Source organism: Paenibacillus terrigena DSM 21567, from assembly GCF_000374845.1.
GTDB lineage: Bacteria > Bacillota > Bacilli > Paenibacillales > Paenibacillaceae > Paenibacillus_K > Paenibacillus_K terrigena.
On sequence record NZ_KB895421.1, the window covers coordinates 46,571 to 60,616 of the forward strand.

The 14,046-nt window shown below is 50.1% G+C and carries 10 protein-coding genes; 5 read left to right on the forward strand and 5 right to left on the reverse strand.

Translation table 11 applies throughout. The annotated features are described in order from the left end of the window. Positions 1–21: 21 nt before the first annotated feature. The 4 genes from galU to C558_RS0123185 all read right to left on the reverse strand — a co-directional run bounded on the left by galU (position 22) and on the right by C558_RS0123185 (position 7,227). Positions 22–891, reverse strand: coding sequence for a UTP--glucose-1-phosphate uridylyltransferase GalU (gene galU, locus C558_RS0123170; protein ID WP_018758698.1), 870 nt, complete (start codon positions 889–891; stop codon positions 22–24). Positions 892–1,030: 139 nt separating this feature from the next. Continuing rightward, positions 1,031–3,655: a U32 family peptidase gene (locus C558_RS0123175; RefSeq protein ID WP_018758699.1), complete on the reverse strand. Its 2,625-nt coding sequence runs from the start codon at positions 3,653–3,655 to the stop codon at positions 1,031–1,033. A gap of 513 nt (positions 3,656–4,168) precedes the next feature. Beyond that, complete coding sequence (locus C558_RS0123180) at positions 4,169–6,061, reverse strand: copper amine oxidase N-terminal domain-containing protein (protein ID WP_018758700.1); 1,893 nt, start codon at positions 6,059–6,061, stop codon at positions 4,169–4,171. Positions 6,062–6,081: 20 nt separating this feature from the next. Beyond that, positions 6,082–7,227 (reverse strand): S1C family serine protease, encoded by a 1,146-nt coding sequence (locus C558_RS0123185; RefSeq protein WP_018758701.1) that lies wholly within the window; start codon positions 7,225–7,227, stop codon positions 6,082–6,084. Positions 7,228–7,706: 479 nt separating this feature from the next. Here C558_RS0123185 and C558_RS0123190 point away from each other — a divergent pair, with 479 nt between their 5' ends. The 4 genes from C558_RS0123190 to C558_RS0123205 all read left to right on the forward strand — a co-directional run bounded on the left by C558_RS0123190 (position 7,707) and on the right by C558_RS0123205 (position 11,744). Beyond that, the gene (locus C558_RS0123190; protein WP_018758702.1) at positions 7,707–8,348 is read left to right on the forward strand and encodes a helix-turn-helix transcriptional regulator; all 642 of its coding nucleotides are present in this window, start codon (positions 7,707–7,709) and stop codon (positions 8,346–8,348) included. Positions 8,349–8,421: 73 nt separating this feature from the next. Next, positions 8,422–9,519 (forward strand): alanine racemase, encoded by a 1,098-nt coding sequence (locus tag C558_RS0123195; protein WP_018758703.1) that lies wholly within the window; start codon positions 8,422–8,424, stop codon positions 9,517–9,519. 72 nt (positions 9,520–9,591) lie between these two features. Next, complete coding sequence (locus C558_RS0123200) at positions 9,592–11,196, forward strand: N-acyl-D-amino-acid deacylase family protein (RefSeq protein WP_018758704.1); 1,605 nt, start codon at positions 9,592–9,594, stop codon at positions 11,194–11,196. Between the two features lie 83 nt (positions 11,197–11,279). Then, positions 11,280–11,744, forward strand: coding sequence for a RidA family protein (locus C558_RS0123205; protein ID WP_018758705.1), 465 nt, complete (start codon positions 11,280–11,282; stop codon positions 11,742–11,744). Between the two features lie 64 nt (positions 11,745–11,808). Here the strand turns inward: C558_RS0123205 and C558_RS0123210 are convergent, their stop codons facing one another. Then, positions 11,809–12,018, reverse strand: a complete 210-nt coding sequence (locus C558_RS0123210) for a hypothetical protein (RefSeq protein ID WP_018758706.1) — start codon at positions 12,016–12,018, stop codon at positions 11,809–11,811. 287 nt (positions 12,019–12,305) lie between these two features. On the opposite strand from C558_RS0123210, the gene C558_RS0123215 reads away from it, so the two are divergent. Further along, entirely contained in the window at positions 12,306–13,919 is a 1,614-nt protein-coding gene (locus C558_RS0123215; RefSeq protein WP_018758707.1) for a nitrite/sulfite reductase, read from the forward strand. Positions 13,920–14,046: the final 127 nt, after the last annotated feature.

Below are 14,046 nucleotides of genomic sequence, written 5' to 3' on the forward strand. Positions count from 1 at the left end.
GCCTTGCCAAGGCGTTTGTTATTATTTCATATTCAATATCCCTCTCATAAAACCAATCAAGTCTTCCCTCAGTTCTTCCTTCTGCAGCGCATACTCAATCGTCGTCTTAATAAACCCCAACTTCTCCCCAACATCGTGCCGCTTACCGAGAAAATGATACGCCAACACTTGCTCTTGCTGATTCAACCGAGCAATGGCATCCGTCAGTTGAATCTCCCCTCCTGCACCAACATCTTGTTGATCGAGTATATCAAAGATTGCAGGTGTAAGAATATAGCGACCCATAATGGCTAAATCCGAAGGAGCATTCTCAACAGGCGGCTTCTCTACGAATCCTCTCGCTTGGTACAAACGCTCATCTATTGATAGTCCATCTACAATACCGTAACGCGATACTTCCGCGTGTGGAACAGGTTGAACACCTACAACCGAGGCGTGGTGCTGATTGAAGACTTCAATCATTTGCTTCAGACAAGGTTCTTCTGCCTGCACAATATCGTCACCAAGTAATACAGCAAAAGGTTCATCGCCAATGAACTTTCGAGCACACCACACAGCATGACCTAGGCCCTTGGGTTCTTTCTGCCGGATATAATGGATATCCGCCATCTTGGATGACTTCTGTACTTCTCCTAGAAGCTGTATCTTGCCTTTTTCTAATAATGTATGTTCAAGCTCAAAGGAGTTATCGAAATGGTCTTCAATCGCACGCTTGCCCTTACCCGTTACGATGATAATATCTTCAATGCCGGAGGCTACCGCTTCTTCAACGATGTACTGTATGGTTGGTGTATCTACGATCGGAAGCATTTCCTTCGGCATCGCTTTTGTAGCTGGTAAGAACCGAGTCCCTAGCCCGGCAGCAGGGATAATTGCTTTACGAATCTTCATTCATGGACCTCCTTTAGTTGAAGCCTATCTACTTATTCTCCATATTATACAGGATTTCATAGATATCGAAACTTCAAAGCATCAATATGATAAAAAAGAGCCTCCACGCATAATGCGTTGAGACTCCTATTTTTCAACCCTACTTCACTAACTGCCCCCGCGTTACGCCTAACTGGTTCGTCGCCTTCAGCGTCTTCCAGACCTTCGTGCCGCTGATCTTACCTTGCAGCGCGCGTTTGTATAGATCGATGACCTCGTGGACTTGGTCAGCTGTCTCTTCCAGGAATTCAACCCGGTAGTGAGATACACCGAGCTCCAAGAAGTTCTGAATATACTCCGCACCCGATTGCTCGATGGCGTTATATACTGTGTTGCGGCAGCCCTCATCTACACGTACCGGATGAGACATCCCGATACGGTCTTGTAAGGAAGCACGATGCTCTTCACAAGGACGGCCGCAGTTCGTGTAGTCTGTGCCTTCACTCATGAAGGTACAGTACACGCAGTGCTCGGTATGGAACATCGGGAGATGCTGATGGATAACGACTTCCATCTTCGATGTATCTGCACGACCTAGGAGGTCGACCATTTGTTGAATATTCAAATCATACGATGGCGTGACAAGGTCACAACCTACTTCGACGAATAAATCCGCTGCTTTGTGATTCGCGATGTTGAGCGAGAAATCGCCGATCAGACGCGGGAATTTCTCCATCTTCGCGAAGGTATCAGCAAGGCTGCCCGTCGAAATGTTCGACGGCCCGGTCGCGGATCCCGCATGCAGGGTATCGCCGCTTGCCACAGCGTTCACGTTCATGCCGCTGTGCATCGCTTCGAACTCCGCACGAGCGCGCATGTAGAAATACAACGCGCCCGTATTACGCACCAGGATCGCATCTGGCTGCAGCTTCAAAATGTTGCGATGGTAGCCGTTCTCGTTCGGCATATGAATGCGCGGTGTTACGAGCGCAATCTGTTTGCCGGCTTCACGCGCCACTTCCACCGCTGCCGGGAACTGCTTGATGAACTCGAAGTCAGCATAGATCATGCCGACTTCACTCGCAGCCGCTGCCTGCACTTGTTCTAGCGTGCGGCACAACACTGTAAGCTTGGACTGCAGCGAACCAGCTTCGCGCCCCTTCGCGTCCCCGTACACCTCAACCGCCCGTTTCACGTACACCGGCGGCTTCGGACGCTCGCCTGCGAGCTGCTCCACCGCTGTGCGGCGCAGCGCGTTCAGCTCGCGCATCGGCAAGATGATCGCGCCTTCCAGATGCGCGTCCATCGCCTCCAGCTGGAACAACGTGCCGCCGAGACGGCCCAGTTGTTCCTCCAGCAACGCCGCGTCCATCGGACGTTTCAGCGCCTCTTCGAGCAGGAGCTCCGAATCAACTTGCACCGTCACGCCCTTCTGGACGTCCGTCCACCACGTGCGAAGCGGCTCGCCTACGCGACCCTCAACACGCACGTGCACCGGGAATACCCGATACGGCTTCTCCGTCTCGAACGTCTGACGCAGACGCTTGTCCAGCGCCGGATCGCTCGTCTTCCAGATCCGGTCACCTACATTAACCTTTTGCAGGTTCACGTCATTCCGACCCGGCACGATATCGATGATCCAGCCTTCCGCCGCTTCGCCTTCCAGCTTCACGCCTTGGCGACGCACGTCATAGACGCGTCCGCCTTCTTCCTTCTTCGTCGGATCTCCGGCGTCGAATACGATCCCGTCTCCACGTTTCAATGGCGCTTCGATCTTACAGACGACACCGTCGCGAAGAATCTTCTCGACACGACCAAGGTACACACCCCGCGATTTCGGGAACGTCCCCTCGACCAACTTCTTATTGTTCGTTCCTTCCAAGAATCCATGCGTAAAGCCGCGCGAGAAGCTCTGCTGCAGTTCACGAACCTCTTCCTTCGACGGCCCCGAACGATCGCCCGCAAAATACTGGTCAATCGCCTTCCGATACTTGCTCACCACGTTCGCCACATACTCTGGGCTCTTCAGACGTCCCTCGATTTTGAACGATGTCACACCCGCTTCAATCAGCTCCGGCACGATATCGATCGCAGCAAGATCCTTCGGTGAGAGCAAATACGCCACGTCACCCATTGGCTTCTGCTCCCCATCCACCATCAGATCATACGGCAAGCGGCACGCCTGTGCACATTCCCCGCGGTTCGCCGAACGGCCTCCCCACATCTCGGATGTCAGGCATTGTCCGGAGTACGACACGCAGAGCGCACCATGCACGAATACTTCCATTGGAAGCTTTGCTTGATCGCCGATCATTTTGATTTGCTTCAGGTTATTTTCGCGGCCCAATACGACCCGCTCCATATCCCAAGGCTTCGTGAACTCAACCGCCTCTGGTGACGTAATCGTCATCTGCGTCGAACCGTGAATCGGGAAGTCCGGCGAGATCTCGCGAATCATTTTAACGAGTCCGAGATCCTGCACGATCACCGCATCGACTCCAGCATCAATACACGCATCGATTAGCACCTTCGCCTCCGGTAGCTCTTCCTCAAATACAAGGATATTGAACGTCAAGAACCCTTTAACCCCATAACTATGCAGAAACGCCATAATCTCTGGCAATTCATCCATCTGAAAATTGTTCGCCCGCGCACGCGCATTAAATTTCTCCACACCGAAGAAAATCGCGTCCGCACCATTTGCCACCGCCGCACGCATGCAATCCCAATCCCCTGCAGGTGCTAACAGTTCAATATCCGCCCGTGTGAGCGTTGTCTGACTCATTACATTTACCCCTCTATTCCTATCATCCGCGGATGACTAATCTTTGAAAAAAAGCTCTACTCTCTAGTTTACCAAAGTTTCGGCCTAATAATCTATATGAATTCCAAGGAATTATCCAATTGGATATATATTACCCCACACCCCATCCTCTACCCTACCACTAACGAACCCAGAAACTCTTATTTGCCTCATTATGGTCATTTCGGAACTGTAACGAATCCAACGCAAACGCTATTCCCTCCAATTCCTCCTCGAACTACCATTTTTGAGCACATTAACGCTCCTACGATTCCTTAGCCGTAAAAATAGTCGATTTTCTCCTAACTAAGCCTACTACGATTCGTTAGCACAAATTGACGAACAACCCTCGCCATGAACTCGTTCCCGGCGACCACGACCTAGCAATGAACGTCCTCCACGCCCCGCACCAAAATAAAACCGCAACCCCTCCGGGAGCTGCGGCCTTCCTAGGCGAGCACATTCATTCACCACAATGTACCTGCCCTACCTTCTTTAATTCGACCATTTCAACGACTGGAACACGCTCTGAATCGCCTTCTCATTCACGTCCGTGCGATTCGCCTTCATGATCGTCGATAACAACGAGTACACTTTGCCATTCTTCACGATAACATATTGCTCGTGATGCGCATCTTTACCGTCCAGCACGATCTTATACGCCGGTTGACCTGCGAGCGTTGTGGATTCTGTGCTCGTTACCGTGTAGTTCTTATACAAAATACGCTGCTGCTCGTAGACGTACTTATACGCCTCAACCTCTTCGCTAAGCGTACGATCCGTCGGATTCACCGACACTTCGAACGAACCACCCGGGAGCTGATACTGCATTTTACCCGGATCTCCTCCATACTCACTTTCGATACGCATCCAATAGTTCGGAATCGTTAATGAATAGCCGTTTTTCTTGGACGATTTCACCGACGTAAGACTACGATCTACATACGCCCGTGTATCCTCCAGGAAGCCGAAGTTGCTGCTGAGCTCCTTCGTATTGAGCTTAATCCCCTTCACCAACGCCCCGAACAAGCTGTCAGCCGATGTGTTTTTCGAATCGTAATCATATTGAATCAAATACTTGTAAGAACCTGAAATTAGGAAAATTTCCGACTGTACATATGTATCTTCCCCAGTTGTATACTGATATTTCTTAAGGACACCCTCTTGTCCGTCTACCTTAATCGGCTCGGTCGTGAGCAGATTCCATGCATCCGGCACGAACACATCCTTGAAATATTGATCCATCTGCCCTGCCCATGCATCCACTTTGAGACCCGAAGCTGCCGACGAAATATCGAACGTTAACTGCGCAGAACCGTCATCATTCCCGAAAATCAAATCCTCCGGGTACAGACTCCACGAAGCCGGAACGGTTACCGTTACGCCATAATCACTGTTAACTGCTTTTCGCATGCCACCCACAACAGTAGACAAGTCCTTCAACTTCCCATTCCCTTTGTCATAAGCTGGTCGGAACGAATTAAGCAGATCATTATGTTTTGCAAGATCTTTATAATTTTTCGCTAAGCCGTCACTGTAGTACAGCTCATAATAGGTATCGTTCGCAAAATACCCCCGAATCGCGCTAAACACGCCATCCTCACCTTTGGAGATCACTTGCGCATATGGTGTTGCTCCACTTTTGACCGTCTTCTTATCGACAACCAATCCATTCTCCGATAGCGCCGCGTTCGTCAATTGCTTCAATAGATCCTCATCGGTCATCGGATCATCGACCTTCGTGACAGATACAGCAAGCAGGTACGTCCCTTTCTCATCGGTAAAAGAAACATAATCATCCGCTTCGCTCTGGAACTGCTTCACGAGTCCCGTCGGGTAGCGCATCGACCACATGTAGTAGCTGTCACCAATCATCGTCTTGCCCGCATCGCTATCAATGCCGCCAATTGCTCCAGACCCTGCGCTCGCATCCAAATTAGCTGTAATAACGATCGTACGATCCGCTTCCACCTTCACATTCGCCCCCAGCGCATCCGTCACGACACGCATCGGCACCATGACCACGCCACCGACCAGCTTCGGTGCTGCTCCCGTCTGGACCGTACGTCCATCTACTGTCGCATTCGTACTGCCAATCACGAATTGGATCGTATGCTCCCCGGATGTGATCGTAATTTTCTTATTATTTTCGAACGAAAATTCCACCTGGAACGCCTTCGTAATAAGCGAGAGCGGCACCATCGTCGCACCCTTCTCCGTATAAGGCTTGGCAATACTGATTCGCTGGCCGTTTAATGTTGCGTTCGTACTGCCCAGCTTGAACTTCAGCTCCACACTATTTCCTTCACTTGCCATCGCAACGCCCGGCATCACCATCGTGAATACCAAGGCGAGACATATCAACCAACCGCTTAACTTTTTCCCCATTACTGCTTCCCCTCTCACTTCTAGCTCTGCTCCGTTAATTGAAGCTTACGTTCGACCAGATCGCCGCCGGATTGCATCATTAGCTTCACGGACTGGCCAGGCATATACCCCTTGAACAATTCATTAATATCGAGCATTGTCGTCACTTGCTTGCCGTTGATCGAATAGAGCACATCGCCAGCTTTGATCCCCGCTTTCACCGCTACATCGGAATCGACCCGTGTCACCGTGAGCGGTTCATTCGTCGGCAGACCGACAATCGCGGACCAGCTCTCCTCCATATCAAAACCAAGGGTCGCACGCTTGACCTTACCGTATTGCATCAACTGATTCACGATATATTGCACCGTATTCGTCGGAATCGAGAACCCCATATTCTCCACACCAACTGCTGAATACTTCAACGAGTTAATGCCAACGACCTCACCCTTCATGTTCACGAGCGGGCCGCCGCTGTTCCCCGGATTAATCGCTGCATCCGTCTGAATCAGCTTGTAGATCGAATCCACACTGCGATTCAAGCCACTAATAACACCGACCGTCGCCGAATTCCGGAAAGAGAACGAAATCGGTGTCCCGAGTGCCACGACCGATTCTCCTACCTCTACACTGGCACTTGAAGGCGAGAATACCGCTGGCGTTAAGTTCTTCGCATTAATCTGAATGATCGCAATGTCGCTGATCTCATCGACGAACTGCTTCGCAATCGTATAGGACTTGCCGTCCGACGTCACGACCACCGCATGCTTCAAGCCGCTAACCACATGCGCATTCGTTACGATCCATCCATCCTTCTTAAGCACCACGCCTGTCCCATGCGCAAGATTATAACGATCTGACGTATCAACCTCGCCTTCGGACACTTTCCCAATAATCGCGACGACTGATGGAGATAGTTTCTTAACAATAGAAGGGACTGAATTTCCCGCTTTATATTGATAGGTTTGACTCTTCGCATCATAGACGCCTTGCCCACCTAGTTGACTTACGAGAGAGCTCGCCTTCACATAGACTTGTCCATTCACCACTTTCGCTTCTAGCGCTGCATCGCCAGATTGGCCTGCCGCTAGCGCACCTGCTGCATTCCCGAACACCATGAGGACAATCGCACTCCCACATACCATTCGACGTACCCGCGCGCGATTTCCGCTCCTCATTCCTAACATCACTTGGCCTCCTTCTCTACTTTCATACCTATAGATACATGATGAATCTCGTATCCTCGCATTCTTGTGATTATACTCTTTTTTCTCAACCCAAACATAAACAACTTCGTCGTCCTTGAATAGACGGGAAGCGTTTAAGCGAGAAATATAAGAACAGTTTATTTGTTAAACTGAAAATTCTTATATTTTGAAAAGACTCAAACTTAACCCTCCGTTATCATACGAAATCGAAGAGCTGATGGATGCATCATTTTGGAAAAAAGACGTATCTCAGTTGTAGCACATCCTTCCATTTATTTCAATTTAAGACCTCTACCATCCTACGCTTGCCCCCTCTCTAATATGACCTATTAAAATATCCTTAACACTTCGACATAACTTTCTTTTAGGCTGACAAACTTTTTGTTTGATTCTGGTCATTCCTGTGCTATCATGTGAACCATAACCACTCTATGTAAGAACGGAAGTGATTTCACATCATGGAACAAGTGCAAGCTGAATTTGAATTTCTCACCTCGCTCGTCCGCGGGATTGCCGCCCAATTCGGAGACAACTGCGAGGTGGTGCTGCATGATCTCACAAGGCCATACGACAGCACAATCGTCGCGATTGAAAATGGTCATGTCACGGGACGCAAAGTCGGCGATCCGGGCACGAACCTAGGGCTCGAGCTGCTGCGCGGACAGTCCGACAGCGGCAATAAGATCAACTACGTCACGCAGACGAAAGATGGACGAATCCTGCGCTCTACTTCGCTCTATATGAGGAACAGCGAGGGCACCGTCATCGGTTCGCTCTGTATCAACTACGATATTACCGATCTCATGATGGCGGAGAAAACGCTGCAATCCTTAACAGCGAGCGGGCTCCAGCCAGAGGTAAGGGAGAGCTTCGTCTCCAATGTCTCCGATCTACTCGATCAATTGATTCAAGAGGCACAGGAGCACGTCGGCAGACCTGTCGCGGCGATGACCAAGGAAGACAAGATGCGTCTCATCCAGCTGCTCGACCAGAAAGGCGCCTTTCTCATTAAGAAAGCGGGCGAGAAAATTTGCAGTTATCTGAATATCTCGAAATATACGCTATATAGCTATTTAGAAGAATCGAAAACAAGCGAATAGAACCCCACAAAGTGGTGACTTGCCTTCGAGGTCGATTGAACAACCTCTTATATTTGAATAAAGGAGAATCGCCATGTCCACACATCTGGAAACACCTTGTATTGTGATCGATGCGGCCAAAGTACGTCAGAATATCGACCGGATGGCACAAACCATCCAATCGCACGGTGTAAAGATTCGTCCGCATGCCAAGACGCATAAGATGCCGTCTGTCGCTCATGCTCAGCTCACAGCAGGCGCTAGCGGCATTACCGTCGCCAAAGTATCGGAAGCCGAAGTGATGGCTGCGGGCGGCATTAAGGACATCTTCATTGCCTACCCCCTCGTCACACCGTCCAAAATTGCCCGTTCCATCCAGCTTAGCCGTTCGATCCGTCTCATTGTCGCTGTCGATAGCCTCGAAGGCGCGCGCCGTCTTAATGAACAAGCAGCGGCAACTGGCACTACGCTCGAAGTGAGGCTTGAGATTGATACAGGGCTTCGGCGCACGGGGGTTCATGCGGATCACGCCGCAGCCTTGGCGCAGCAAATCGCGGCCTTCGACCATCTTCGACTTACGGGGATTTTCACGTTCCGTGGTGCACTTATGGATGGTGCAGCCACGCTGGACTTAGAACGTGCCGGTCGCGATGAAGGCGAATGGATGGTGCGGATTGCGACAGCGATGCGTGATGCGGGTCTTTCAATTGAAGATGTCAGTGTTGGATCAACGCCTACAGCCGCATTTGCAGCTGCCGTTCCAGGCATTACGGAAGTTCGTCCTGGCACGTATGTGTATCAAGATCGAATGCAATCGGCATTTGGTGTATGCGCTATCAACGATTGTGCAGGCAGCGTTCTCGTCACGATCGTTAGCCGTCCAAGTCCAGAACTCGTGGTCATCGATGGCGGCAGCAAAACGTTCGCGACGGATGTACAGCCGGGTACGGCTCCCTTGCATCTTGTGGGCTTTGGCCATGTGATCGGTGCACCAGAGGCTGTTCTCGAACGGCTCAGCGAGGAACATGGCATGCTCCAGGTTCCCGCAGATTGTCCCTGGCAGGTCGGCGATCAGCTTCATATCATCCCGAACCATATTTGCAGCACGGTGAATTTGCATAATCAAGTCATTTGGCAGGACCAAGGCGAATGGACAGCGATGCCTGTTCAAGGCCGAGGCATGCTGGAGTAGCACATCGTTCTTAAGAACTGTTTATCCTAATAACATTTAAACTCTTCTATTTTTAAAAAGGAGTGCAGCGCGATGCTCGATCTCATTTTAAAAAACGGCAAAATTGTTGATGGAACTGGAAACCCATGGCTCGCTGGAGATGTAGGGATTAAGCAAGGACAGATCGTTCACGTGGGGCAGCTTGGGCAGGAAGCACACCGTACGATCGATGTGCACGGTCAAGTCATCGCACCGGGATTTATTGATGGTCACTGCCATTCTGATCTGATGATCCTTGATCATCCGTATAGCGAGATCAAGCTGCAGCAAGGGGTAACGACCGAAGTCGTCGGCAATTGCGGGCTGGCGCCGGCACCTTTCTTCCCTGAGACAGCAAGTCTACTCCAGACCTATGTCGAACCAATCCTTGGGAAGAGCAAGTGGAACTGGCCTTGGAAGACGGTCGAACAATATATGGAGACCCTTGCGAAGTCGAGTCCATCGGAGAATGTCGCGACCTACGTGGCGCATGGCGCGCTGCGGATTGCGGTCATGGGATTCGCGAACCGTCCAGCAACGCGTGAGGAGCTGGATCGAATGAAGCAGCTATTAGAGGAAGGACTTCGTGCGGGAGCCATCGGTTTCTCGATCGGATTGCTCTATGCGCCGGGCAGCTATACCTCCCGCGAGGAAATCGCCGAGCTATGCAGCGTCCTACCGAAGTATAACGGTCTGTTCTCCACCCATATTCGCGGCGAAGGCAACAACCTGCTTCCTTCCATTGAAGAAGTGATCTGGATTGCGGAGAAGACGGGCGTATCGCTCCATATTAGTCATTTGAAAGCGGCAGGCCGGGCCAATTGGGGCAAAATTCTCGAAGCACTCGAGCTAATTGAAGCTGCACGTGGTCGTGGCATGGATGTCACCGTGGATGTCTATCCGTATAACGCAGGATCGACGATGTTAACGACGGTGCTCCCGCCTTGGGTGCTCGAAGGGGGCATTGAACGAACGCTCGAAGCGTTCCGCGATCCTGCAATCCGACGTCGTGTTCACGAAGAATTGGGTAGCGAACAGCAAGATTGGGATAACCTTGTCTATTCGACAGGTTGGCATAGTGTCTACCTTTCTGCAGTGCAGACGGAAGCGAATCGTCCACTCGAAGGTAAACATATCGAGGAAATTAGCGAAATTCGCGGGCAGCATCCGGTCGACTGCGTGATGGATTTACTGCTCGAGGAAGGCGGACAGATCTCGATCGTCTACTTCCATATATCGGATTCCGACGTGAAGGAAGTCATTCGTTACGACAAATCGCTGATCGCTTCCGACAGCCTGACCTGCGAGACAGGCAAGCCGCATCCGAGGCTATATGGCTCCTTCCCACGCATTTTCGCCAAGTATGTTCGTGAAGAGAAGACGTTAACCTTGGAGCAGGCTGTCCGCAAAATGACATCCTTCCCGGTCCAACGCTTCAAGCTCGGCAAACGCGGCTTAATTGTACCAGGGTATATCGCAGACCTCGTCGTCTTCGATCCGGCGACCATTACGGATACTGCGACCTACCAAGATCCGCGGCAGTATCCGACAGGCATCTCGGAGGTCATCGTACGTGGTGAGCCAACGCTCTCGCAAGGACGTCATACAAGAGCTCGTGAAGGGGCATTTATTCCGGCTCAGCACTGCTGCAATCATTGATTCGATTCGTTGCTACACCCTTTTATATCATTCCACAAATCTACGTAAGCCATATCAGGCTTCAAATTCAGGAGGATCTTATCATGTCCAAAATTGAACAACGTCTGCAAGAACTCGGCATTACATTACCTGAAGTCGGCGAACCGAAATTTGCTTACCTGCCTTGCAACCAAACGGGCAACCTCGTCTATACGTCCGGCCATGACTGCCGCATTAACGGTGTTTTGATGTATGAAGGTAAGCTGGGCAATGAACTAACGATCGAACAAGGCCAAGAAGCGGCACGTCAAGTGATCATTAACTGCCTTGCTGCCCTTCGTGCGCATTTAGGAGACCTCGACCGCATTGTTAAGGTTGTCAAAATGCTCGCATTCGTCAACAGTGCGCCAGGCTTTGCTGATCAGCCTTATGTCATTAATGGCGCTTCGAACCTGCTTATCGATGTGTTTGGTGAAAGCGGACGCCATGCGCGTTCTGCAATTGGCACGAGCGATCTGCCATTCCATACCCCGGTGGAGATCGAGCTCATTGTCGAGGTTCGCGATTAATCAAATCTTATGGTGAAAGCAAAAGACCCTCTGACAGTCGTCAGAGGGTCCCTTCATGATTACGTTAAGCTAACCAACTTGTTTTTACCATCGCAACGTCTGCAACCAAGAACACAATAAGGCTTACAGTCGTGAATGCGATAGCAAATTTATTCTTCACACGTTCGCTCAATAGACGTACAAGAGCCACTACGAGGATAAGCGTTGCGACAACCATGATGACATCGAACCACTCGAATTTCTTCGCAGCTTCTGCAGCTTCAGCTAACAACATGCCGGGACCCCCTTGAAAATTCTCACAATTTACCTATCTTCATCTATGTTAGCGCCCAGTGCCAACATATGCAAGCAAAAAACATGAACTTTAACAAACTTGTCACCTATTATATCCCATTTTGCAATGAAACTAGTCACATTTATCATAACAAATTTTCGATCTATTTATAATTATTCCTTATACATCGAATTGATAATAATGAATTTACGCCAAACTGGAAATATGTTACGATAATTCTATATTTCATACCGTTTTAATCGGAATTAAACTCAGGGGGCTTCAGAATGGCATATGAACCGTTGTGGACGGCGGATCCGTCAAAGTTAAATAAGTTCGAATTTGTCAAACTCGAGAAGGATGGCCTTGATGTCATTCGTACGATCATCGAGAAATACGCGTTAGAAGGCTATGATTCCATTACACCCGAAGATATGGACCGCTTCAAATGGGCGGGTGTCTACAAACAGAAACCGAAAAATGGATTTTTCATGATGCGTATTCGGATTAACGGCGGGATCCTCACGGCAGCTCAAGCCCGCGCAATTGCCGAGATCGGCCAATTGTACGGACGCGGCTTGATCGACGTGACCACACGTCAAGCGATTCAATACCACTGGCTGACCGTTGAGTCGTTACCGGATATTTTCAGACGCCTGGAAGAAGTCGGACTCTACTCCTACGAAGCTTGTGGCGATTGCCCGCGGACGATTGTGGGTAACCCGCTTGCAGGGATTGACCGTGACGAATTAATGGATACGGTCGATCTGGTCGAACAGATCAACGATTACTTCTTAATGAACCGTGATTTCTCGAACCTGCCTCGTAAATATAAAATGTCGATTTCAGGCAATATTTATAATAATGCACACGGGGAAATCAATGATTTGGCTTATGTGCCGGCTACGAAAGTCATTGACGGCGATGAAGTCATCGGATTCCACGTCTTGGTCGGCGGTGGATTATCTGCGAAGCCTCATTTGGCGCAAAAGTTAGATATCTTCGTCCGCCCGGAGGAAGCTTTGAACGTAGCGATTGGCGTCACGACGATCTTCCGGGATTACGGATATCGCGAGAAGCGCCACCATGCACGTCTTAAATTCCTTGTCGCCGACTGGGGCCCTGAGAAGTTCAAGGAGAAGCTCATCGAGCTTGTCGGTGAATTACCTTCCCGCGGCGAAGATAAACTTGTTGGCTGGCAAGCCGCGTACTACGACGGTGTTCACCCGCAGAAGCAATCAGGCTTGAACTACATTGGTCTGAACGTTCCTGTCGGGCGCTTGAACTCCAATGAATTGATTCAGCTCGCAGACGTGGCAGATCAATTCGGTGAAGGCAAGCTGCGCACGACGATGTCGCAGAACATCCTCATTAGCGGTGTGCCGGACGACAAAGTCGAGGAAGCACTTAAAGCGCAAGTGTTGCAGCGCTTGACGCCATTCCCTGAACACTTCATGAGCCGTACGGTTTCCTGTACAGGCAACGAATTCTGCAACCTTGCTGTCGTCGAGACGAAGGAACGTGCACGTACAGTAGCGCAGTATTTGGATGAGAATGTCGAACTTGATGAGAAAATTCGCATCCACTTCATCGGATGCCCGAATGCTTGCGGTCAGAAGCATATCGCGGATATCGGCCTCCAAGGTGCTCTTGTAAAGACACCGGATGGTATGATCGATGCCTTTGATATTGCAGTTGGCGGTACGCTTGACCCGCATGCACCAAAGTTCAACCAAGTGCTGAAGGGCCGCGTTAAAGGGGATGATGTCGGTGCTGTCTTATCGCAGCTCATCTTGTTCTACAAGGAAAACCGTGAGTCTGAGGAGACCTTCCATCAATATGTGAACCGTGTTGGGATTCCTGCGTTCCAAGAGAAGCTTACTGAAATTTTAGCGTCTTAATCATAGAAAACGTGGATCTCGTCCAGCATTGGGTGAGGTCCATTTTTTTTTTGCTCAAACGCTACATTCCATCGTTCACACCAAAAAATAGCCGTGTCCTATCGAGGACACGGCTATTGCTATATAG